The 21,022-nt window shown below is 74.5% G+C and carries 24 protein-coding genes; 11 read left to right on the top strand and 13 right to left on the bottom strand.

Annotated elements, in window-relative coordinates:
- Nucleotides 1-29: 29 nt before the first annotated feature.
- From K1J57_RS24425 to K1J57_RS24415, 3 genes are all read right to left on the bottom strand, one after another.
- Nucleotides 30-1,004, bottom strand: coding sequence for a magnesium and cobalt transport protein CorA (locus K1J57_RS24425; protein WP_220560974.1), 975 nt, complete (start codon nt 1,002-1,004; stop codon nt 30-32).
- Nucleotides 1,005-1,073: 69 nt separating this feature from the next.
- Entirely contained in the window at nt 1,074-1,703 is a 630-nt protein-coding gene (locus tag K1J57_RS24420; protein WP_220560973.1) for a GyrI-like domain-containing protein, read from the bottom strand.
- On the bottom strand, nt 1,693-2,220 hold the full coding sequence (locus tag K1J57_RS24415) for a PadR family transcriptional regulator (protein WP_255646566.1): 528 nt from the start codon (nt 2,218-2,220) through the stop codon (nt 1,693-1,695). Before K1J57_RS24415 ends, K1J57_RS24420 begins: the two co-directional genes overlap by 11 nt.
- Nucleotides 2,221-2,309: 89 nt before the next feature.
- Between K1J57_RS24415 and K1J57_RS24410 the strand changes: the two genes are divergently transcribed.
- Nucleotides 2,310-3,035: a Mut7-C ubiquitin/RNAse domain-containing protein gene (locus tag K1J57_RS24410; RefSeq protein WP_220560972.1), complete on the top strand. Its 726-nt coding sequence runs from the start codon at nt 2,310-2,312 to the stop codon at nt 3,033-3,035.
- Between the two features lie 302 nt (nt 3,036-3,337).
- Nucleotides 3,338-4,534, top strand: a complete 1,197-nt coding sequence (locus tag K1J57_RS33670) for a sensor histidine kinase (protein WP_255646565.1) — start codon at nt 3,338-3,340, stop codon at nt 4,532-4,534.
- Here the strand turns inward: K1J57_RS33670 and K1J57_RS24400 are convergent.
- Nucleotides 4,525-5,997, bottom strand: a complete 1,473-nt coding sequence (locus K1J57_RS24400) for a serine hydrolase (protein ID WP_220560971.1) — start codon at nt 5,995-5,997, stop codon at nt 4,525-4,527. The genes K1J57_RS33670 and K1J57_RS24400 overlap by 10 nt on opposite strands.
- Nucleotides 5,998-6,134: 137 nt before the next feature.
- Here K1J57_RS24400 and K1J57_RS24395 point away from each other — a divergent pair, with 137 nt between their 5' ends.
- The 3 genes from K1J57_RS24395 (at nt 6,135) to K1J57_RS24385 (ending at nt 8,761) form a co-directional block, all read left to right on the top strand.
- A complete protein-coding gene (locus K1J57_RS24395) occupies nt 6,135-6,791 on the top strand; it encodes a response regulator transcription factor (RefSeq protein WP_220560969.1) in 657 nt (218 codons plus the stop codon).
- Nucleotides 6,792-6,850: 59 nt separating this feature from the next.
- Complete coding sequence (locus tag K1J57_RS24390; protein ID WP_220560968.1) at nt 6,851-7,495, top strand: TetR/AcrR family transcriptional regulator; 645 nt, start codon at nt 6,851-6,853, stop codon at nt 7,493-7,495.
- Nucleotides 7,496-7,603: 108 nt separating this feature from the next.
- Nucleotides 7,604-8,761, top strand: a complete 1,158-nt coding sequence (locus K1J57_RS24385) for an alpha-hydroxy-acid oxidizing protein (RefSeq protein WP_220560967.1) — start codon at nt 7,604-7,606, stop codon at nt 8,759-8,761.
- Here K1J57_RS24385 and K1J57_RS24380 read toward each other — a convergent pair.
- Nucleotides 8,730-9,380, bottom strand: a complete 651-nt coding sequence (locus K1J57_RS24380; protein ID WP_255646564.1) for a TetR/AcrR family transcriptional regulator — start codon at nt 9,378-9,380, stop codon at nt 8,730-8,732. The genes K1J57_RS24385 and K1J57_RS24380 overlap by 32 nt on opposite strands.
- 66 nt (nt 9,381-9,446) lie before the next feature.
- Here K1J57_RS24380 and K1J57_RS24375 point away from each other — a divergent pair, with 66 nt between their 5' ends.
- A complete protein-coding gene (locus tag K1J57_RS24375; RefSeq protein WP_220560966.1) occupies nt 9,447-9,839 on the top strand; it encodes a hypothetical protein in 393 nt (130 codons plus the stop codon).
- 44 nt (nt 9,840-9,883) lie between these two features.
- Nucleotides 9,884-10,813, top strand: coding sequence for a ribonuclease Z (locus K1J57_RS24370; RefSeq protein ID WP_220560965.1), 930 nt, complete (start codon nt 9,884-9,886; stop codon nt 10,811-10,813).
- A gap of 13 nt (nt 10,814-10,826) precedes the next feature.
- Here K1J57_RS24370 and K1J57_RS24365 read toward each other — a convergent pair whose 3' ends face one another.
- Nucleotides 10,827-11,846, bottom strand: a complete 1,020-nt coding sequence (locus K1J57_RS24365) for an aminotransferase class V-fold PLP-dependent enzyme (RefSeq protein ID WP_220560964.1) — start codon at nt 11,844-11,846, stop codon at nt 10,827-10,829.
- Between the two features lie 9 nt (nt 11,847-11,855).
- Complete coding sequence (locus K1J57_RS24360; protein ID WP_255646563.1) at nt 11,856-12,830, bottom strand: phosphotransferase; 975 nt, start codon at nt 12,828-12,830, stop codon at nt 11,856-11,858.
- A gap of 136 nt (nt 12,831-12,966) precedes the next feature.
- On the opposite strand from K1J57_RS24360, the gene K1J57_RS24355 reads away from it, so the two are divergent.
- Nucleotides 12,967-14,064, top strand: a complete 1,098-nt coding sequence (locus tag K1J57_RS24355; protein WP_220560962.1) for an ABC transporter substrate-binding protein — start codon at nt 12,967-12,969, stop codon at nt 14,062-14,064.
- A 24-nt stretch (nt 14,065-14,088) separates the two neighbouring features.
- On the opposite strand, the gene K1J57_RS24350 is transcribed toward K1J57_RS24355, so the two are convergent.
- Entirely contained in the window at nt 14,089-14,991 is a 903-nt protein-coding gene (locus K1J57_RS24350) for a DMT family transporter (RefSeq protein ID WP_220560961.1), read from the bottom strand.
- 9 nt (nt 14,992-15,000) lie between these two features.
- Nucleotides 15,001-15,702 carry a helix-turn-helix transcriptional regulator gene (locus tag K1J57_RS24345; protein ID WP_220560959.1) on the bottom strand — a complete coding sequence of 234 codons (702 nt, stop codon included), beginning with the start codon at nt 15,700-15,702 and terminating at the stop codon, nt 15,001-15,003.
- Nucleotides 15,703-15,812: 110 nt separating this feature from the next.
- Here K1J57_RS24345 and K1J57_RS24340 point away from each other — a divergent pair, with 110 nt between their 5' ends.
- Complete coding sequence (locus tag K1J57_RS24340; protein ID WP_220560958.1) at nt 15,813-16,547, top strand: trans-aconitate 2-methyltransferase; 735 nt, start codon at nt 15,813-15,815, stop codon at nt 16,545-16,547.
- Here the strand turns inward: K1J57_RS24340 and K1J57_RS24335 are convergent.
- A complete protein-coding gene (locus tag K1J57_RS24335; RefSeq protein WP_220565759.1) occupies nt 16,544-16,882 on the bottom strand; it encodes a pyridoxamine 5'-phosphate oxidase family protein in 339 nt (112 codons plus the stop codon). The two genes, K1J57_RS24340 and K1J57_RS24335, sit on opposite strands and share 4 nt — an antisense overlap.
- Before the next feature lie 162 nt (nt 16,883-17,044).
- Between K1J57_RS24335 and K1J57_RS24330 the strand changes: the two genes are divergently transcribed.
- Nucleotides 17,045-17,656 (top strand): DUF1707 domain-containing protein, encoded by a 612-nt coding sequence (locus K1J57_RS24330; RefSeq protein ID WP_255646562.1) that lies wholly within the window; start codon nt 17,045-17,047, stop codon nt 17,654-17,656.
- 57 nt (nt 17,657-17,713) lie between these two features.
- Here K1J57_RS24330 and K1J57_RS24325 read toward each other — a convergent pair whose 3' ends face one another.
- Nucleotides 17,714-18,016: a hypothetical protein gene (locus tag K1J57_RS24325; RefSeq protein WP_220560957.1), complete on the bottom strand. Its 303-nt coding sequence runs from the start codon at nt 18,014-18,016 to the stop codon at nt 17,714-17,716.
- A gap of 94 nt (nt 18,017-18,110) precedes the next feature.
- Here K1J57_RS24325 and pip point away from each other — a divergent pair, with 94 nt between their 5' ends.
- Entirely contained in the window at nt 18,111-19,043 is a 933-nt protein-coding gene (gene pip / locus K1J57_RS24320; RefSeq protein ID WP_220560956.1) for a prolyl aminopeptidase, read from the top strand.
- 18 nt (nt 19,044-19,061) lie between these two features.
- On the opposite strand, the gene K1J57_RS24315 is transcribed toward pip, so the two are convergent.
- Both K1J57_RS24315 and K1J57_RS24310 read right to left on the bottom strand, forming a co-directional pair.
- Entirely contained in the window at nt 19,062-19,715 is a 654-nt protein-coding gene (locus tag K1J57_RS24315) for a response regulator transcription factor (protein ID WP_220560955.1), read from the bottom strand.
- On the bottom strand, nt 19,715-20,914 hold the full coding sequence (locus K1J57_RS24310; RefSeq protein WP_277615507.1) for a sensor histidine kinase: 1,200 nt from the start codon (nt 20,912-20,914) through the stop codon (nt 19,715-19,717). The genes K1J57_RS24315 and K1J57_RS24310 overlap by 1 nt, the downstream gene beginning before the upstream one ends.
- Between the last annotated feature and the right edge of the window lie 108 nt (nt 20,915-21,022).

Genomic DNA, 21,022 nt, shown 5'->3' with positions numbered 1-21,022 from the left:
CGCGGGACCCCACCCCCGGAGGCCGGGGCTCACAGCCACCGGTTGCGGCGCAGCCGGTGGTAGATCAGGACACTGATGAGCACCATCACCGCCATCATCAGCGGATACCCGTAGTCCCAGTGCAGCTCGGGCATGCTGTCGAAGTTCATGCCGTAGAACCCGGCGATCATCGTGGGGACGGCGATGACCGCGGCCCAGGAGGAGATCTTGCGGACGTCCTCGTTCTGCTCCTTGCCCAGCAGCGCCAGGTGCGCCGTCAGGGCGCTGGTGAGCAGCTCGTTGTGCGCGTCGACCAGGTCGTCCACCCGCAGCAGGTGGTCCAGCACGTCCCGGAAGTGCTCGCGGGTGGAGGAGAACTGCGTCATCCGCCCCTTGACGATCTCCTGCAGGACGGGGATGAGGGGGCCCTCGGCCCTGCGGAACTCCAGCACCTCGCGCTTGAGCCGGTAGATCTCCTCGGTGACGTCCTCGCCGCGGGGCCGGAACACCTCCTGTTCCAGGGCGATGATGTCGGTCTCGACCTTGTGCCCGATGACCCCGTAGTGGTCGACGATGTCGTCGATGAACCCGTGCAGCACCGCGGGCGGACCCAGGCGCAGGAAGTCCGGGTCCTTCTCCAGCCGCTCGCGCACCCCGTCCAGGGGGCCGGCCGGGCCGTGCTGGACACTGACGATGAAGTCGGTGCCCACGAACAGCATGATCTCCCCCGCCTCGACGTCGAAGGCGCGCTCGTCGTAGGAGAGGGTCTTGACCACCACGAACGAGGTCTCGCCGTAGTGCTCGATCTTGGGTCGCTCGTGCGCTTCGAGGGCGTCCTCCACCGCCAGGGGGTGCAGGTCCAACTCCTCCTGGATGAGGGTGAACTCCTCCGCGGTGGGCTCGTGCAGCCCGATCCACAGGAAGCAGTCCTCGGTCTCACCGCGTTCGAGGTCGAACGCGTCGCTGATGTCGCCGTCGATCTCCCGGCGCGACCCGTGCCGGTAGATGGCCTTGTCGATGATCACCCGCAGATCATGGTGCCCCGGACCCGGGAGCGCAACGCCTTGGCCGCACCTGGCCGCACCCGGGTGCGGCTAGGCGCGGCCGCCGTCCTCCACCACGGGCTGGCGCAGGATGGTGCGCAGCCTGGCGGGCGCGGTCCTGCGCAGGTCGCTGAGGTAGATCTCGTGGTGGCGGCCGCCCAGGCGCAGCCCCTGGGAGGGGATGAACTCGCGGTGCATCCGCTCCAGCACCGGGCCCTCCTCGTCGAAGGGGCCCACGTGCAGGGTCTGCACGCACCGGCCCTCGCTCAGCGGCGCGAGCCGCACGTCCTCCAGCCGGGCGGGGGCGTTCTTGGCGCCGGCCTGCGCGACGGCGGCGGCGAACATGTCCTGCCCGGTCCAGTCCGGGACCATGATCATCAGGGTCCAGTCCCACCGCGACTTGTCGCGCGCGGTGGTGAACGCGTCCATGTCGCCCGACCACCACAGGCCCTCCAGGGGCATGACGACGTGGTCGCGGCCCAGCTCCCTCTTGGCGGCGAACTTGAGCTTGTAGGCCACCGGGTACAGCGCCCGGACCGCCTCGGCGAAGGCGGGGGTGTTGGGGTCCCCGTGGCCGTCGATCATCAGGTAGCGCAGCTCGGGCACGTCCAGGACCCGGAAGTGGCCGGCCCGGGCGCTGTAGGAGTCCAGGGTCTTCTTGAAGTCGGTCTTAGCGGTCATCGTGCACCCGGGCCCGCGCGGCGAGCCACGTCCTTTCCGCCTCCATGAGGCTCAGCGAGTAGGAGAACACCTCGCGCGCCGCGCGGGGCAGCGGCTCCTGGGCGTCCTGGGCCGCGCGGACGGCGGCGATGCGCTCCTGTAGTGCGGCCAGCCGCTCGCCCAGGGCCGCGGTGTACTCGGCCGGGGTGAGCAGGTCCAGGTGGGCGATGCCCGCCAGCACCGGGTGGGCGGCGGGGGCCGGGCCGCGGATGAGGGCGAGCGCCCCCGCCCGGGCGGCCTCGCGCCCGGCGCCGGTGGCGTGGAAGACGCGGCGGGACCGGGCGGCGTCCGGAGCCCGGGGGACGTGGACCAGTCCGCGCTTGTGGAGCCGCTCGAGCAGGTAGTAGATCGAGGAGAACCCGATGTCGGTCCAGCGGCGGATGCCGCGCCGCTCGATGACCTGCTCCAGGTCGTATCCATGGCGGGGGCGCTCCACGACCAGGCCCAGCACGGTCAGTTCCGCGGGTGTCAGCTCCACACCCACTATTCTAGCACTGGAATAAGCGGGGCCGCCGACCCCCGGAAAAGGGGAGGTGGGCGGGGCCGGCGCGGTGGCATACTCGGCCGATGGAACCCACCCTGGAACTGCGCTTCGCACCCGAACTACGGTTCTTCCTGGCCCCGCGCCACCGCGGCGGGACCCTGCACGCGCGCGCCGACTCCACCTCCACCCTGGCCCACGTGGTCCAGTCGCACGGCGTGCCCATGACCGAGGTCGGCACGCTGCTCCTGGACGGGCGCCCCGCCGGGCCCGGCACCATCCCCGCCCCCGGGCAGACCGTGGACGTCCCGCCCCTGCCCCTGCCCCAGGCGGTCCCCTTCCCCTTGCGCTTCCTGCTGGACGTGCACCTGGGCACCCTGGCCCGGCGGCTGCGCCTGCTGGGGCTGGACACCGCCTACGACAACGACCGCGACGACCCCTCGCTGTTCCGGCAGGCCAACGCCGAGGAGCGGGTCCTGCTCACGCGCGACCGCGGCCTGCTCTCCCGCGCGGGGCTGCGCGCGGGCGCCCACGTGCGCAACACCCGCCCCGAGGAGCAGCTGCGCGAGGTCCTGCACCGGTTCGCCCCCGACCTGGACCCGTGGACGCGCTGCCCGGCCTGCAACGGCGTGCTGGTCCACACCGACAAGGGGCAGGTGGCCGGCGACCTGCAGGAGGGCACCCGCGCCGCCTACGACGCCTTCGCCCGCTGCCCGGCCTGCGAGCGCGTGTACTGGCCCGGCGCCCACCACTCCCACCTGGCCCGCATCGTGCGCCAGGCCCAGGAGGAGGTCTCGGCTCACCGCGCCTGAGGCCCGCCCCGCCCGCCCACAGCGGTCCGGGGCGGGGCTCTCCCACCCCCGCCCAATAACGTTTCGTTGGAAACGTAACCCATAAAACGTATCGAGTTACGTTGACCCCGGAGGCGCCCGGAAACCCCGGAATCCTGACTCACGATAAGTGGGCCTTATAATGATGTACATCTTGTATTGCTACATAAGTGGGACAGTGCGGCCGCATAACGTTGGCACCCCCACCCCGCCCCGCCCCCGGGGTGCGAAAACGCGATGGGTACAGCCACCACTGAACCCAGGGGCGGGGTTAGCGTGAACCCATGACCGAGCACCCCCGCGCCCCCTGGTACGCCGACCCGCGCTGGACCGCCCCCACCGCCCTGGCCTGTGCCCTGCCCGCCCTGTGGGACACACCCCCGGCCGCGGCCGCCCTGGCCGCCGCCACCGGCGTCACCGCCGCCCTCACCCACCCGCGCGCCCCGCTCACCGCCCTGGCCCTGGCCGCCGCGGCCACCACCGTGACCCCCCTGCTGGGAATCCCCACCTGCCTGCTCGCCTACCGCTGCGGCCGCACCGGGACCGCCCTGCACCCGCGCCACCTGGCCGGCGCCGCCGCCCTCACCCTCGCCCTGGCCGCGGCCGCCCTCACCGGGACCGCACCCCTGAGCGCCGACGCCGTCGCCGCCCTGCCCCTGTACGTCGCCCTGCCCTGGGCGGTGGGCGCCCACCGCCGCGCCCTGGACCTGCTGGCCCGCCACCGGCAACAGGAGCAGGAGCACCGGGCCCGGCTGCGCGAACGCGCCCGCATCGCCCACGACATGCACGACTCCCTGGGCCACGACCTGGGCCTGCTCGCGGTCCGCGCAGCCGCCCTGGAGGTCGCCCCCGACCCCACCCCCGACCAGGCCCGCGCCGCCGCCGCCGAACTGCGCCGCGGCGCCGCCCGCGCCACCGAACACCTGCGCCAGGTGATCGGCGTCCTGCACCCCCACACCCCCGAGGCCACCCCCGCCGACGACCTGCCCGACCTGCTCGACCGGGCCCGCGCCGCCGGCATGGACGTCCACACCGACCTGGACCGGGGCCACGGCGCCCCCGACCCGGTGGCCCGCGCCGTCCACCGCATCGTCCAGGAGGCCCTGACCAACGCCGCCCGCCACGCCCCCGACGCCCCGGTCACCGTCCGCGTGCACACCAACACGGACGCCACCGACGTCACCGTCGCCAACACCGCGGCCCGCCGCACCCCCCAGCCCCCCGGCGGCGGGACCGGCCTGGCCGCCGCCCGCGAACGCGCCCGCGCCCTGGGCGGCACCCTGCACGCCGGCCCCCACGGGGACGGGTTCGCCGTGCGCGCCCACCTGCCCCACCACGCCCCCGCCACCACGCTCCCCGCCGAACAGCCCCCCGCCCCCACCGCCGACCGGCGCCGCCTGCGCCGCGACCTGCTCCTGACCCTGGCACTCACCCTGGCCCTGACCTGCACCGCCACCCTCGCCCTGGCCGCCTACACCTGACCCGCCCCAGCCCGCGCCCGGGCCCGCCAGCGCACCGCGGCCACCACCACCCCCGACAGGGCGGCCACCGCCAGCCACACCATGGCACCGGCCGGCACCAGGCCCCCCGACAGCACCGCCCACACCGTGCGCGGATGCGCCCCCGAGGCCGCACCCAACACCACCAGCCACACCACCACCCCCGCGGGCACCAGCACCGGCACCGAAGCCACCAGGGCACGCCACCGCGGCCGCACCGCCAGGCGCCCGCCCCAGGCCCGGGCCCGACGCAACCGCACCGCGCCCACCACCGCGCTGGAGGCGACCCCGGCCCCCAGGGCCAGGTCCAGGTACAGGTTGGCGGGCGGCCGCGGCGCCGGCTCGCGCCCCTGCGCCAGGTCCAGCACCCCGGCGGCCAGGGGGTAGGCGGTGTCCAGGTAGGAGAAGGTGTCGTCCAGCACCGCCACCCCCCACTCCCGGTCCGCCGACAGCAGCTGCTGGGCCAGGTGGGAGTACTCGGTGCCGCCGTGCGCCCACCGGCCGTCGTCCAAGAGCCGCCACCCCAGCGTGTAGTCGCCCCCCGCCGTACCCGGGGCGAGCGCCTCCCGCACCGACGCCTCGGACAGGAACACCTCCCCCGACGCGGACCGGCCCGCACCGGTGTAGGGGGCCAGCCACCGCCCCAGGTCGCGGGCGGTGGAGACCACCTCCCCCGACCCCGTGGACAGGTCCGGCGGAAGCCCGCGCACCGGCCGCATCCCCAGGACGCGCAGGTGCCCCGGCGCCATGCCCTCCACGGCCGCCCCCGCCGGCACCGACGCGCTGTCCCCCATGCCCAGCGGCGCGAACACCCGATCCCGCAGGGCGTCGGCGAACGGCACCCCGGCCACCTCCTGCACCAGGGCCGCCGCCAACCAGTAGTTGCCGTTGAAGTACCGGTGCGCGGTACCCGGCTCGGCCGCCAACCCCATCCCCGACAGGATCCGGACCGCGTCGTCCAAGGACTCCTTGTGCGCACGGTCGGGGGACAACAACCCCTGCGAGGCCAACCCGGAGGTCTGCTCCAGCAGGTGGCGCACCGTGATGCGCCGCCCCCGCGGATCGACCGGGTCGAACGCCGGCAGGTGCTCGACCACCGGATCGTCCAACCCCAACAGCCCCTCCTCCACCATCCACAGGACCGCCGCCGCCGTCATCGACTTGGACAGCGACGCCACCGGCATCACACTGTCCGCGCTCACCGGCCGCCCCAGCGCGTCACGCCCGTACCCGGCGGCGTGCACCACCCGCCCCCGGTGCACCACCACGACCGCGACCCCGCCCAGCCCCTGCCGCTCCCGGAACTCCTCCACATGCGCGTCGACCCGCCCGCCCAGCCCCGCCGGCACCTCCCCCTCCCGTCCCGCCACCGGAACGGCGCACATCAGCAACGCCACAACCGCCGACACCACCACGACCACACGCACACCCGCCTCGGCAACCATGGGCCCGAACCTAGGCCCGGGCCGGGGGCCGCCGCCTGGGCCCCCAGAGGGGGAGCACCCCCCACTTTCGGGGGAGACACCCGACCCGCCCCGGCCCGCTACCCTTCCCCACAAGGGGGAACGGGAAAAGGGGAGGGATGGACCGGATCCGGGTCCTGCTCGCCGACGACGACGCCCTCATGCGCGCCGGACTGCGCGCCATCTTGGCCGCCGACCCGCACCTGCACGTGGTCGCCGAGGCCGCCGACGGCGACCAGGCCCTGCACCGGTGCCTGCGCCACCGCCCCGACCTGGCCCTGCTGGACGTGCGCATGCCCGGCACCGACGGCCTGGCCGCCGCCCGCCGCATCCGCGCCCGCCTCCCCGGCACCGCCATCGTCATGCTCACCCTCTTCGGCGAGGACGAGAACATCGACACCGCCCTGGACATCGGCGTGGACGGGTTCGTCCTCAAGACCGGCGATCCCGCCGACCTGCTCGCGGCCGCCACCGGCGCCGCGTTCCTGTCCCCGCCGGTGGCCCGCCGCGTCCTGCACCGCCACTACGGCCCCCGCACCCGCGAACAGGAACGCGACCGCGACCGGATCCGGGCCCTGACCCCCCGCGAACGCCAGGTCCTGGCCCTGGTCGGACACGGCGAGACCGACCGGGACATCGCCCGCCTGCTCGACGTGGCGCCCAGCACCGTCAAAACCCACCTGGACTCCCTGCGCCTGCGCCTGGGCGTCCACGGCCGGGTCCACCTGGCCCTCATCGCCCACCGCGCCGGCCTCACCACCGGCCCCGCCCCCTGAACACCCCCCGCACCGCCGGACCCGGCGCCGCCCCCGCAAGGGGCGCTACCGTGAAACCCATGACACGACCCCGGGTGGAACTGGTGCGCCCCTGGCGGGGCATGACCCCCGACGAACGCCAACAGGCCCGGCGCCGCCGCCTGCTGGACGCCGCCCTGGAGGAGTTCGCCACCACCGGCTTCCGCGCCGCCACCGTCGGCGCGATCTGCGCCCGCGCCCACCTCACCAACCGCTACTTCTACGAGCACTTCGCCGACCGCGAGGCCGCCCTGCGCGCCCTGTACGACGAACTCCTGGACCGGGCCCTGACCGCCATGGCCACCGCCCTGGACACCCGGCAGGACTTCGAGGACCAGGTCATGGCCGCCCTGGGCGCCTACCTCGACTTCGTCATGGCCGACCCGCGCCGGGTCCGCATCATCTCCGTGGAGAGCGTGGGCGTCAGCCCCGCCATGGAGGAGCGCCGCCGCACCGCCCGCCACACCATCGCCGACCTGGTCGATGCCGCCTACGCCCGCGGCGCGGCCCGCGGCCGCCTGGTGGAGCGCCCCTTCCGCAAACAGGCACTGGCCCTGGTCGGGGCCGCCAACGAACTGGTCGTCGACTGGGTCCTGGGCGAGCGCCCCCAAGACGCCGACCGCGTGCGCGCCGACATCGCCGAGGTGTTCCTGCCGCTGCTGCGCTCACGCCGCACCGCCCCCTGACCGCCCCGCACCGCCGGCGGCCACCACTCCCGCACCCACTCTTGACACACCCACATGTCAACTTGCATGGTGTGAACCACACCACACCCCCTGTGCAAGGACCCCACCATGAACCCCCGCTACGGCGACTACCAGCTCGAGATCTACCTCAACGGCCTCACCGGCGTCCTCCCCGACCACCCCATGACCTTCACCGACCTCGCCGAACGCGCCCGCCACGCCCTACCCCCCTCCCTGTGGTCCTACGTCGCCGGCGGCGCCGGCGACGAACACACCCAGGACGCCAACACCCGCGCCTTCAACGACTGGGGCCTGTACCCCCGCATGCTCGTCGGCGCCGCCCAACGCGACCTGTCCGTGGACCTGTGCGGCATCACCCTGCCCTCACCCCTGCTCATGGCCCCCGTCGGCGTCATCGGCCTGTGCTCCCAGGACCACCACGGCGACATCGCCACCGCCCAAGCCGCCGCCACCACCGGCGTACCGATGATCGCCTCCACCCTCACCCAGGACCCCATGGAACAGGTCACCCCCCACCTGGGCGACACCCCCGGCCTCTTCCAGCTCTACACCCCCACCGACCGCGACCTCGCCGCCAGCCTCGTCCACCGCGCCCAACAGGCCGGATTCAAGGCCATCGTCGTCACCCTGGACACCTGGATCACCGGCTGGCGCCCCCGCGACCTGGCCACCGCCAACTTCCCCCAACTACGCGGCCACTGCCTGGCCAACTACACCTCCGACCCCGTCTTCCAAAAGATCGTCGGCCCCGACCCCACCCCCGACCAGGTGGTCGCCACCTGGGCCGGACTCTTCGGCAACCCCCTCACCTGGGACGACCTGCCCTGGCTGCGCTCCCTCACCGACCTGCCGCTCATCGTCAAGGGCATCTGCCACCCCGACGACGCCCGCCGCGCCGCCGACGCCGGCATCGACGCCATCTACTGCTCCAACCACGGCGGCCGCCAGGCCAACGGCGGCATCCCCGCCCTGCGCTGCCTGCCCGCCGTGGCCGCCGCCACCGACCTGCCCGTCATCTTCGACTCCGGGATCCGCTCGGGCACCGACATCGTCAAAGCCCTCGCCCTGGGCGCCACCGCCGTCGCCGTGGGCCGCCCCTACGCCTACGCCCTGGCCGCCGGCGGCGTCCCCGGCCTCGTCCACACCCTGCGCGCCCTCCTGGCCGAAGCCGACCTGCTCATGGCCGTCAACGGCTACCCCACCCCGGCCGACCTCACCCCCCAGGCCCTCGAACACCTGCGCTGACCCCCGGCCCGGGCCCCTCCAGCACCGCGTCGCACACCAGGGCCCGGGCGGCGTCGGCGAAGAACCGCTCATCGGCCCGGGTCAGGCCGAGCACGACGCCCTGGCCCAGGCCGACCAGCAGCGCCCGCAGCGCCGTGGCCAAACGCCGCGCCCGACCGGCCCCCACCGGGGCGCCGCCGTGGTCGCGGCCGGCGAAGAGCGCCGCCAGGCGCTCCTCCTGCGCGGAGATCGATTCGGCGAGCCGGGAGCGCAGCGCCTCGTCGCGCAGGGCCATGTCCATCAGGGCCGCCTGCAGTGCCAGGTCCGACCTCGCCCGGGACCCCCGGCAGCCGTGCAGGTACAGGCGCGCGAACGCCCCGACCGCCCCGACCAGGTCCAGATCGGCGCCGATCTCCCGCTCGGCCTCCTCGTAGTCCCCTCGAAGGTGCTCGGCGACCAAGGCGGTGACCAGGCCGTCCTTGCTGCCGAACAGCGAGTAGACGGCACCGGTGGTCAGACCGGCCCGGTCGGCGATCTCCTCCAGCCGGGCACGGTGGCCGTCCCGGGCGAGAACCTCCCGGGCCGCCTCCAACAGGGCGCGGCGGTTGCGTTCCTTGGTCTGGCCCCTCGTCATTCTCATAATCTCATTATTGCCATAATCTGATTACCGAAGTGGTCGGGTCGACACCGAACAAGGGGACCGAACATGGCACCGAACAGGACCGCGTCACCGCTCACGGCGGGGGTCATCGCCGACGGCGCCGTCAAGACCCTGCTCGGGGCCGCCTTCACCCTGGGAGCCGCCCCCCTCGGCGCCCTGCTCGGCGTCCCCACCTGGCTGATGGCCGCCTCCGGCCTGGCCCTGCTGGCCGGCGGCGTCATCGAGATCGCCTGCGCGCGCACCCGCCCGATGCCCACCCTCCTGAAGCTCATGGCCTGCTACGACGGCGGCTGGGTCCTGACCGCCCTCACCGGCCTGTTCATCACCCACCAGGGCGGCACCCTGGGCGGCGAGGTGTGGATCGGCTACCAGACCGTCGCCCCCCTGGTGCTCGCCGCTCTCCTGGCCCCGACCCCCCGCCCGGGCCCGACCCACTGAAAACCACGCGCCCCCCACCCCCGGGCCGTGGCAGGATGCACCCCATGTCGGCACGCGAACTCACCGTCCTGGGCACCTCCAGCGCGGTCCCCACCCCACGGCGCAACCACAACGGCTACTTCCTGCGCTGGGACACCCACGGCATCCTCTTCGACCCCGGCGAGGGCACCCAACGCCAGATGCGCACCGCGGGCCTGTCCGCCACCGACATCACCCGCATCTGCATCACCCACTTCCACGGCGACCACAGCCTGGGCCTGCCCGGCATCATCCAGCGCATCGCCCGCGACCAGGTCCCCCACCCCGTCCCCGTCGCCCACCCCGCCGCCGGCGCCGACCACTTCGAACGGCTGCGCCACGCCACCGCCTTCCACGACACCGCCCGCATCGTCCCCCAACCCGTCTCCGGCGACGGCACCAGCCTCCTGGGGGAGGACGACCTGCGCATCACCGCGCTGCCGCTGACCCACTCCCTGCCCTGCTACGGCTACCGCATCGCCGAACCCGACGGATGGCGCATGCTCCCCGACCGACTCGCCGCCCACAACATCACCGGCCCCCTCATCGGAGAACTGCACCGGCAGGGACACGTCACCGCCCCCGACGGCCACCGCGTCGAACTGGCCGACTGCGCCCGACCCCGCCCCGGACAGGTCATGGCGTTCGTCATGGACACCGCCCCCTGCCCCCAGGCCGTCGAACTCGCCCGCGGCGCCGACCTGCTCGTCATCGAGTCCACCTACCTGGACTCCGAAGAACACCTCGCCGCACCCTACGGACACCTCACCGCCCGCCAGGCAGGCCGCATCGCCGCCCAGGCCGGCGCACGCTCGGTGGTCCTCACCCACATCTCCGAACGCTACGACGCCGACCAGGACCCCCTCTTCACCGCCCAGGCCGCCCAGGAGTACGACGGCCCCCTCACCCTCGCCCACGACCTGGACCGCATCCCCGTCCCCGCCCGCGCCCACTGACCGCGGGCCCCGCCTACACCAGCGCTTCGGCGGCCCGGTCCACGTCCTCCTCGGTGTTGTACAGGTGGAACGACAACCGGGTACGCCCCGCCCGCACCGTCGTCACCACCCCCGCCGCCGCCAGACGCTCATGCGCCCCCGGCACCTCCACCGACACGATCGCCGACCCGCCCGGCCCCCACCCCAACCGGGCCCGGAACCGGTCCGCCAACCCCACGTTGTGGGCGTGCACCCTGTCCACCCCCGCCCCCAGCAGCACCTCCAACGACGCCACCGCCGCGGTGTGCGCCACCCAGTTCGGCGAGGTGTCGAACCGGCGCGCCCCCGCCGCCGGCACGAACCGGTCCGCGAACAGGTCCACCGGATCCGCCGCCGCGGCCGGCCCCGCACCCGGCACCACCCCCATACGCTCCTGCACCGCCGGCGCCAGGTAGGCGTACCCCAGCCCGCGCGGCGTCATCAACCACTTGTAGGCGGCCCCCACCAGCACGTCGAACCCCGACGCGTCCAACGGCAACCACCCGGCCGCCTGCGTGGCATCCCCCACCACCAGCGCACCCGCCCCCCGGGCGGCCGCCACCACCTCGGCCACCGGCGCCACCGCACCCGTCCCCGGGTGCACCACACTGAACGCGACCGCCTCACACCCCTCACCGACGGCCTCCGCCAACCGGCCCAGGGGCACCGTGCGCACCCGCACCCCCCGCGCCTGGAACGGGAACAGCACCGACGCGAACTCCCCCTCGGGCACCACCACCCGCGCCGACCCCGGCAGGGACGCCGCCACCGTGCCCAACAGCTGCGAGGCGGCCGCACCCAACGCGACGTCACCCCCGGGCACACCCAACAGGGCGCCCAGGCGCCGGCGGGCCTCCCCGGTGGTGCGCCCCCACCGGGCCGGATCACCCGTGCCCGCCGCACAGGAGTCGAGGTACTCGGCCAGCGCGGCCCGGGTGGTGGCGGGCAGCACCCCGTACTGGGCGGTGTTCAACCAGACGGTGTCGGTGTTCCACAGGTGGCGCAGATCGTCCATCCCCCCGTCCTACCACCCGCCCCCGCACCCGACCGACGCCAGGGCCCGCCCCAGGGCGCGCTCGGCGATGCCCGCCATCACCCCCCGGTCCGACACCGCCCGCCCGGCCAGGTACCGCAACGGCCCGGCCACCAGCGACAGGTCCAACGCCAACACGTACAACCCCATCCGGTGCGCGTCCACCGGCCGGGTCGCCAGGCGCCGGTGGTCGGCGAACCGCAACCGCAGGAAGGCGTGCTCCCACTCGTGGTCGAACCACATCAGCCCCTCGAAGTCGATGAGGGCACCCTGCCCGTCGGCCGCGACCAGGACATGGTCGGGCCCCAGCTCACCGTGGACCAGCGCGTACCCGCCCGGGCGGGGCCCGATGCGCGCCGCCCGGGCGCACAACTCCTCCTCCAGCGCCGAACGGGCCGCCCCCACCCGCGCATCCAGCCGGGCGGCCTCCTCCAGGTCCGCCAACGCCCGGACCAGGACCGCCTCGTGACAGGAGGCCGCCGCAGGGGCGCCCCCGCCCGCCACATGGGCGACCTTCCCGAAAACCGGGTGGGTGCGCCCGTGCAGCACACCCAACACGGAGGCCAGGTGCTCCAGCACCGGCGCGGCCCGCCCCGGATCGGCCTCCATCACCTGCTCCAGGGTCGGACCCACGTCCTCCACCACCGCCAAAGCCCCGCCCCCACCCTCCTCCTCCAGCGCGTACAGGGCCGGAACCCGCACCCCCGCCCCCGTGAGCAGCGCGTGCGCCGCCGCGAACAGCCCCGGACCCGAGGCGGGGGAGAACGGGTCGGCCGGATCGGGCGGCCCCTGCCCCGCGGGCCACCGGTCGTGGTCGGGATGCCACCGGTAGGCGACCACACGCGAACCGTCCGCCAGCACCACCCGCCACACCCCCTTCCTGGTACCGCCGCGCAACTCCCGCACGGCACGGGCGGGACGGCCATCACCCACCAGGGCGGGCACCGCATACGACAAGGACCTCAACACGCCACCTCGGATCCGCCGACAAAGGGGAAGCGCACATCATGCCATCCGATAACCGGTTGTCCACCCCCGAAGGCCACCGGTGTAATGACCGCACACGGCCACCCCGGCCCCCGGCAACGAAAGACACCCCCGGATGAACACACCCGCCGCACCCCACGACCCCACCGCACCGGTGCTCATCGGCGCCCTGGCCCCCCTGACCCCGCCCGGCTGGGTCGACGCCGGCCACCACCTCCTCACCGGACTCCAGGCCGCCGCCGACCACGTCAACGCCACCGGCGGCATCCACGGCCGCCCCCTGCGCCTCCTCGTCCGCGACACCGCCGCCGACCCCGACCGCGCCGCGGCCGCCGTCGACGAACTCGCCGACCTGGGCGCCAGCGCCCTGGCAGGGGAGTACCACAGCGTCGTCGCCCGCACCGCCGCCGCCCGCGCCCACCACCGGGCCCTGCCCTTCCTGTGCTCCTCCGCGGTCCTGGACACCCTCACCGACCACCCCTCACCCTGGATCGCCCGCCTGGCCCCCGCCCAGTCCCACGGCTGGCGCACCTACGCCGACTTCCTCCTGGCCCGAGGCCACCACCGCATCGCCGTCACCGCCCAACCCAGCGCCTACTGGCAGGCCGGCACCCGCATCCTGCACGACCACCTCACCCCCCGCGGCGCCACCCTGACCACCCTGGACGCCGACCCCCACCACCCCCGAGCCGTCTGCGACGCCCTGGCCCACCACCGCGCCACCGCCCTGCTGATCCTGACCGGCGTCCCCGAACCCGCCCTCCCCCTCGTCACCGCCCTACGCCGCGACCCCCGCCTGACCGGCCTGCTCATCGGCGCCCCCGCCGGCCAACCCGAACTGCCCACCTGGACCGACCGGCTCGGCCCCGACGGCGCACAGATCCCCTTCCTGAGCTACCTGCCCCCCACCCTGGACCCCGCCGCCGAACAGGTCCGCACCACCCTGCGCCGACGCCTGGGCCGAGAACCCTCCTTCGTCGCCTACGAAGGCCACGACACCATCACCGTCCTGGCCCACGCCCTACGCGAACACGGCACCGACCGCACCGCCCTCGCCCACGCCTGGCCCCGCCTGGACGTCCAGGGCACCCGCGGCCGCATCCGCTTCACCCCCGCCGACACCGGCCCGCACCAGTGGCAGTGGGCACCGGTCCAGGTCGTGGACCGCGACCCCCACCACCCCGACCGCCTGCGCGTCCTGCACCAGGGCTGACACCCACCGGGCCCGAACCCCCGCTCACCGGGGCACCGGGCCCGGCCCCCCGGCCACCGCCGGCCGCCGCCGCGACACCCCCACCCCCACCAGGCACAGCACCCCGCCCACCAGGGCCCCCGCCGTGGGCACCTCCCCCAACAGCACCCACGACAACACCACCACCAGAACCGGCACCAGATACGTGACCGCACCCAGACGGGAGGCGTCCATACGCGCCAGGGCGTACCCCCACGTCGTGAACGCCACCGCCGTCGGGAACACCCCCAGATACACCACGTTCGCACCCGCCCACCACGGCGCCGCCGCGGCCTCGGCCACCAGCACCGGCGCGAACGGCAGACACGCCACAGCCCCCACCACGCACCCCCACCCCGACACCTGCAACGGGCTCGCGTGCGCCAACGCCGGCTTCTGCGCCACCACCCCGACCGCATACGTCACCGCCGCCACCAGGCACAGCACCACACCCGTCCACGTCACATGCCCGGGCCCGGCCGTGGCCACCCCCACCACCGCCGCCCCCGCGAACGCCACCGCACCGCCCACCACCAGCCACACCGACAACCGCTCACCCAGCCACGCCACACCGAGCAGGGCGATCAGCACCGGCCCGACGTTCACCAGCAGCGCCGCGGTCCCGGCGTCGACCTCCCGCTCACCCCAGTTCAACGCCACCATGTAGACGCCGAACCACAACAGCCCCGAGCACACGATCCCCGGCCACGCCGCCCGCACCGGCCACCCCGACCGGGTCACCGCCAACACAACACCGAGCACCACCGCCCCGGCCGACAACCGCCCCAGGGCCAGCGCCCCCGGCGAGAAGAACCCACCGGTCACCCGGATGGACACGAACGCCGACGCCCACAGGACGACGGTCACCCCGGCCGCCACCACGGCCAGGACAGGAGTACGAGAAGTCATGCGGCGACCCTAGAGGCCGGACACTTCGCCCCCCACCGAAACATCCAGCACCTCACCCCACGCCCGCCGCCCCTCCCGCGTCACCCGCACCGCCCGCGAGGACCCCACCCGCTCACACCACCCCGCGGCGAACGCGTGCGCGCACAGCACCGCCCCGGCCGCCCCCGCCAAATGCTGGCGCCGCTCGGTCCAGTCCAGGCACGCCCGCGCCAACGGCCGCCGCCCCCGCTCCGGCAGCGGCGCACCCAACCCCGCGAACCACTCCCGGCCCCGACCGGTCACCCCCAGGTCGGCCGTGAGCAGCCCCCGCCCCACCATCGCCTCGGCCACCGCACACCCCAACGCACCCGCCAGATGGTCGTAACACGTACGCGCCCGCGCCAACGCGTCCCGCACACGGTGCGCGCGCAGCGTCGGCGCCACCGTCGCGGCGGGCGCCGCCCGCGCCGCCAACGCCTCCACCAGGGCCGCGATCCCCTCATCGGCCAAGGCCACATACCGGTGCCGCCCCTGCCGGCGCTCCACCAGCACCCCGCCGCCGACCAGCCGCCCCAGGTGCGCGCTCATCGTCGAGGCGCCCACACCCGTATGCCGGCACAGCTCGGACGCCGTCCAGGCCCGCCCGTCCGCCAACGCCAGGCACACCCCCGCCCGGGTCGGATCCGCCAACAGGGCCGCCAACGCGGCCGTCTCATGCGCGTGAGAGGACATACCACCAGCATCCCACCACCACACTTCGCCCACCGACGAACCGTCAACGCAGCCCGCCCAGGCGGAAAAACCCGGTGCGCGCCCACCCGCCGCCCCGGGATACTCCGCCCATGCACAACCCCTACGACGACCCCGCCGTCGCCGCCCTCTACGACACCTTCAACCCCTGGGCGCCCTGCGACGACTTCTACCTCGACCTCGTCATGGACGCCCCCGCCGCCCTGGACGCGGGCTGCGGCACCGGCCTGCTCCTGCGCACCGCCCGCGCCCACGGCCACACCGGCCACCTGGTCGGACTCGACCCCGCCGACGCCATGCTCGACATCGCCCGCTCCCACACCCGCGACGTCCACTGGACCCGCGGCGACCTGGCCACCCACACCTGGAACGGCGGATTCGACCTGGTCACCATGACCGGCCACGCCTTCCAGGAACTGCTCACCGACACCACCACCGTCCAGGCCCTGACCGCCATGCGCACCGCCCTGAACCCCGGCGGCCTCATCGCCTTCGAGACCCGCAACATCACCGCCCGCGCCTGGGAGCGGTGGACCCCCGACCACCCCTGGACCGGCACCCTGCCCGACGGCCGCACCGTCACCGACACCCACGACGCCCGCCCCATCACCCCCCAGGGGCTGGTGACGTTCACCTCCACCACCACCGACGCCGACGGCCACGAGATCCTGTCCACCGTCAGCACCCTGCGGTTCCTGGCCACCGACCACCTGGACACCCTGCTGGCCGCCGCCGGACTCACCGTCGCCGAACGCCACGGCACCTGGGACCGCACCCCCCTGACCCCCGCCTCACCGGAGGTCATCACCCTGGCCCGCCCCGCCTAGTCCGGGCGCACGTTCCCCAGCACCCTCTCCACGGTGACCTCGATGACCACCCGGGCCGGGTTGGGCCGCGGCTCCCGGTACCGGTCCGCGTACCGGCGCACCGCCTCGGCCACCCGCCCGGGGTCATCGGACACCACCGCCGGACCCTCCACCGTGCACCAGCGCCGCCCCTGCACCTGCGACACCGACACCCGCACCCCCGGGTGCGCGGCCAGGTTGCGGGCCTTGAAACTGGCCCCGTCGCAGATCACCCGCACCACACCCAGGTCGGCGTCATAGGTCGCCCCCACCGGCACCTGGTGGATCGACCCGTCCGGACGCGGCGAGGCCAGCATGCACAACCGGTGCTCACCCCAGAACTCCACGAACCCGCTCTCACCCACACGAACCCCCTCAACTCGCAGGGGAACAGGATCCCACGCCCCCGCCCACACCCCCCACCAGGGCCCCTACACCCCACCGGGCCCGCACCGGCCGCCCCCTATACCCTTACCGGCGTGAACGACCACCACCCCGACCCCGCAGGGCGGATGCGCGCCTCCCACCACGACCGCGACACGGTCGTCGAACGCCTACGCGACGCGGCCGCCGAAGGACGCCTGGACCCCGACGAATTCGACGAACGCCTCGAACGGGCCCTGACCGCCAAAACCCACGCCGACCTGAACGCCCTCACCGCCGACCTGCCCGCACCCCAGGCCGCCCTCCAACAGGCCGCCGAACAACAGCGGCCGCCCCTGGTCGTCCAAGGCGGCATCAGCGGCGCCGCCCTCGGCCCCAACCGCTGGCAGGCCCCCGCCCACATCACCGCCCACGGCGGCCTGGGCGGCGCCACCCTCGACTTCAGCCGCGTCCAGAGCCACCTGCCCGAAATCCACGTGGAAGCCCACGGCGACACCTCCGGCGTCACCATCGTCATCCCCGACGGCTGGGCCGCCGACACCGCCGGCATCGACCCCGGCATCGGCGGCCTCAAGGACAAGACCACCCCCGACCGCCACCCCGGCACCCCCCTGATCCGCCTCACCGGAACCGGCGGCCTCGGCGGCGTCCACATCCGCCACCCCAACCGCAGAGAACGCCGCAAACTCGACACCGACCCCGCCTGACACCACCCGCGGCCCGCCCCCCGACCCGGACGGCGGGCCGACCCGCACCCGGCGGGCTCACCCCAACGCGCCCCGCGCCGTACGGTGCCGCAACCGGATCCGCACCGCCCGCTGCGCCCCCGCATCCAACACCCCCACCACCCCCACCACCTCAGCGACCTGCACCAACGCCTCCGCGGCCCCCTCCACCCCCGACACCGACGCCACCAACCGCGCCAACCCCCGCGCATCCACGAACTCCCCCACCGGAGTCCCCGCCAACACCCCCGCCAGCACCCGCTCGGCCACCACCGGATCCACCTCACCGGCCCCCACCAGCACCCGCACCGCCTCACCCAGCGTCCGCACCCGCTCCACCACGACCCCTCCCCGCCGCCTCCGCCGGCACGCACCCCGCGCCCGCCCCCACTCCTCTCGAACACCACCCCCGCACCCCACCCCGAGGGAGCACCCCATGACCGCCCCCCGCACCCACGGCCACCTCCCCGTCACCGACCACAACACCCTCTACTGGGAAGAACACGGCAACCCCCACGGCACCCCCTGCCTCGTCCTGCACGGCGGCCCCGGCTCCAGCGCCCACCCCGGCCTCGTCCACCTCTTCGACACCACCCGCCACCGCGTCATCCTCTTCGACCAACGCGGCGCAGGCCGCTCCACCCCCGACGCCGGACTACCCACCACCGACCTGGCCACCAACACCACCGCCCACCTCATCGACGACATCGAAGCCCTGCGCACCGCCCGCGGCATCGACTCCTGGCTCGTCACCGGCACCTCCTGGGGCACCACCCTGGGCCTGGCCTACGCCCAGGCCCACCCCGACCGGGTCCGCGCCCTGGTCCTGATCGCCGTCACCACCACCTCACCCACCGAGGTGCAATGGCTCACCCACGCCATGGGCCGCGTCTTCCCCGAACAATGGGAGGCCTTCCGCGACGCCGTCGGCCCCGACGCCGACCCCCACCGCCTCCCCGCCGCCTACGCCCGCCTCCTGGCCCACCCCGACCCCGCCGTACGCGCCGACGCCGCCCGCGCCTGGTGCCGCTGGGAGGACACCCACATGGCCACCACCAACGCCTTCACCCCGTTCCTGTCCACCCGCCCCCTGGACTTCCAGCTCCGCTTCGCCCGCCTGGTCACCCACTACTGGGCCGCCCACGCCTTCCTGCCCGAACACCACCTCCTCCACAACATGCACCGCATCGCCCACCTGCCCGGCGCCCTCGTCCACGGCCGCCTCGACATCAGCGGCCCCGCCGACACCGCCTGGAACCTCGCCCGCCACTGGCCCGCCGCCACCCTGCACATCATCGAAGGCGCCGGACACACCGACCGGGCCCTGCACACCGCCGGCGCCGCCGCCATCACCCGCCTCACCCCCTGACCCCCACGGGGGAGGCGTTCACCGCACCAGCCCCGCCCGGAACGCGAACACCACCAACTGCGCCCGGTCCCGCGCCCCCAACTTCACCATCGCCCGCGACACATGCGTACGCGCCGTCGCAGGGGAGACCACCAACCGGCCCGCGATCTCCTCATTGCTCAACCCCTCACCCACCAACCCCACCACCTCCCGCTCCCGCTCCGTCAACACCCCCACATCCACCACCGGCCCCACCGCCGGCCGCGACGACGTGAACGCCGCCACCACCCGCCGCGTCACCGACGGCGACAACAACGCCTCCCCCCGCGCCGCCACCCGCACCGCCTCCAACAACACCCCCGGATCGGCGTCCTTGACCACGAACCCCGACGCCCCCGCCCGCAACGCCTCGAACACGTACTCGTCCAACTCGAACGTCGTCAGCACCACCACCCGCACCCCCGCCAACCCCTCATCGGCACTGATCTCCCGCAACGCCGCCAACCCGTCCATGACCGGCATCCGCACGTCCATCAGCACCACATCGGGCACCACCGCCCGCACCACCTCCACCGCCCGCGCCCCGTCAGCGGCCTCACCCACCAGCTCCAGGTCCTCCTCCGCCTCGATCAGCACCCCCAACCCCATCCGCACCAGCGCCTGGTCATCGGCCACCACCACCCGCACCGCCATCACACGCCCCCTTCCACCGGAACCCGCACCCGCACCACGAACCCGCCACCATCCCCCGGCCCGGCCGCCAACTCCCCGCCCACACCCCGGGCGCGCTCCCGCATCCCCGCGATCCCCGCACCCTCACACCAACCCGCACCCGGCCCCGCACCGGTGTCGGCCACCACAAGCCGCACCCACCCCGCCTCGAAGGCCACCTCCACCCGCGCCACCGCCCCCGCACCCGCATGGCGCAGCACATTCGTCAACGCCTCCTGGGCGATCCGCAGCAACGCATGGTCCACCGCCCCCGGCAGCACCACCGCCTCACCCGACCGCTCCACGGTGACCGCCAACCCCGCCCGACCCATCTCCTCCACCACACCCTCCAACCGGTCCAGGCCCGCCACCGGCTCCAACGCCGCACCCTCCTCACCGCGGAACACCGCCAACGTGCGCCGCAGCTCCTCCAACGCCGACCGGCTGCTGTCCCGGATCGCCGCCAACGCCACCGCCGCCTGCTCCGGCCGCCGGTCCACCACGTGCAACGCCACCCCCGCCTGCATACTGATCACCGACAGGCTGTGCCCCACCAGATCGTGCACCTCCCGGGCGATCCGCAACCGCTCCTCGTACCGGTGCCGGGCCACCTCCGCCTCCCGCTCACGCGCCCGCCCCTGCCGGCGGGCCCGCACGAACACCCCCGCCCCCGCCCACGGCGCCGCCACCCCCACCGCCACCGCAAGCGCCGCCCACAACGACCCGTCCGCCAGCCCCCACCACGGCTCACCCGCCCGGGAGAGCACCCCCACTCCCACCACCAAAGGCAGCGCCCAGGCGAGGAACCGGACCGGCTCCATCCGGATCGCGGCGGAGAACACCACCAGGGCACCCATCACCACCACGACCGGGTTCACCACCCCGCCGCCCACCAGGACCGCACCCGCCCCGGCCCCGGCCGCCACCAGAGCCACCGCAGGGCGCACCCGCCGCACCGCCACCGCCACCACCAGCAGGGCCACCCCGGCCCACACCCCCCACCCCAGGGTCACCTGACCCCACTCCGGGCCCGGCCCGCCCGCCCACGGCGGCCCCGCCCCCTCCCGACCCCACGGGGCGGCGTGCCCGAACGCCACCTGGGCGCGCACCGCCACCACCGCCACCGCACCCAGCACCACACCCAGCCCGGCATCGACCGCGACCGTCCGCACACCCCTCATGCCACCGACCCTAGGCTCCCCGCCCCGCCCGCGCATCGCCCCCACGACGCAGCCCCGCCTACGCCCACCGACGTACACACGAAGCCGCCCCAGAGGCGACGCCCGCGA

This window comes from Nocardiopsis sp. MT53, from assembly GCF_019598965.1.
GTDB lineage: Bacteria > Actinomycetota > Actinomycetes > Streptosporangiales > Streptosporangiaceae > Nocardiopsis > Nocardiopsis changdeensis.
The sequence above is the reverse complement of the archived record's forward strand: the minus strand, read 5'-3'. Positions and strand labels throughout refer to the sequence as shown.

What these genes read in the sequence shown, in the direction of transcription:
- K1J57_RS24315 (WP_220560955.1), bottom strand. Translation starts at nt 19,715, where the DNA reads ATGGCGGTGCGGGTGGTGGTGGCCGATGACCAGGCGCTGGTGCGGATG.
- K1J57_RS24390 (WP_220560968.1), top strand. Translation starts at nt 6,851, where the DNA reads ATGACACGACCCCGGGTGGAACTGGTGCGCCCCTGGCGGGGCATGACC.
- K1J57_RS24410 (WP_220560972.1), top strand. Translation starts at nt 2,310, where the DNA reads ATGGAACCCACCCTGGAACTGCGCTTCGCACCCGAACTACGGTTCTTC.
- K1J57_RS33670 (WP_255646565.1), top strand. Translation starts at nt 3,338, where the DNA reads ATGACCGAGCACCCCCGCGCCCCCTGGTACGCCGACCCGCGCTGGACC.
- pip (WP_220560956.1), top strand. Translation starts at nt 18,111, where the DNA reads ATGACCGCCCCCCGCACCCACGGCCACCTCCCCGTCACCGACCACAAC.
- K1J57_RS24395 (WP_220560969.1), top strand. Translation starts at nt 6,135, where the DNA reads ATGGACCGGATCCGGGTCCTGCTCGCCGACGACGACGCCCTCATGCGC.
- K1J57_RS24365 (WP_220560964.1), bottom strand. Translation starts at nt 11,846, where the DNA reads ATGGACGATCTGCGCCACCTGTGGAACACCGACACCGTCTGGTTGAAC.
- K1J57_RS24355 (WP_220560962.1), top strand. Translation starts at nt 12,967, where the DNA reads ATGAACACACCCGCCGCACCCCACGACCCCACCGCACCGGTGCTCATC.
- K1J57_RS24350 (WP_220560961.1), bottom strand. Translation starts at nt 14,991, where the DNA reads ATGACTTCTCGTACTCCTGTCCTGGCCGTGGTGGCGGCCGGGGTGACC.
- K1J57_RS24380 (WP_255646564.1), bottom strand. Translation starts at nt 9,380, where the DNA reads ATGAGAATGACGAGGGGCCAGACCAAGGAACGCAACCGCCGCGCCCTG.
- K1J57_RS24370 (WP_220560965.1), top strand. Translation starts at nt 9,884, where the DNA reads ATGTCGGCACGCGAACTCACCGTCCTGGGCACCTCCAGCGCGGTCCCC.
- K1J57_RS24400 (WP_220560971.1), bottom strand. Translation starts at nt 5,997, where the DNA reads ATGGTTGCCGAGGCGGGTGTGCGTGTGGTCGTGGTGGTGTCGGCGGTT.
- K1J57_RS24385 (WP_220560967.1), top strand. Translation starts at nt 7,604, where the DNA reads ATGAACCCCCGCTACGGCGACTACCAGCTCGAGATCTACCTCAACGGC.
- K1J57_RS24335 (WP_220565759.1), bottom strand. Translation starts at nt 16,882, where the DNA reads ATGCTGGCCTCGCCGCGTCCGGACGGGTCGATCCACCAGGTGCCGGTG.
- K1J57_RS24345 (WP_220560959.1), bottom strand. Translation starts at nt 15,702, where the DNA reads ATGTCCTCTCACGCGCATGAGACGGCCGCGTTGGCGGCCCTGTTGGCG.
- K1J57_RS24340 (WP_220560958.1), top strand. Translation starts at nt 15,813, where the DNA reads ATGCACAACCCCTACGACGACCCCGCCGTCGCCGCCCTCTACGACACC.
- K1J57_RS24420 (WP_220560973.1), bottom strand. Translation starts at nt 1,703, where the DNA reads ATGACCGCTAAGACCGACTTCAAGAAGACCCTGGACTCCTACAGCGCC.
- K1J57_RS24310 (WP_277615507.1), bottom strand. Translation starts at nt 20,914, where the DNA reads ATGAGGGGTGTGCGGACGGTCGCGGTCGATGCCGGGCTGGGTGTGGTG.
- K1J57_RS24375 (WP_220560966.1), top strand. Translation starts at nt 9,447, where the DNA reads ATGGCACCGAACAGGACCGCGTCACCGCTCACGGCGGGGGTCATCGCC.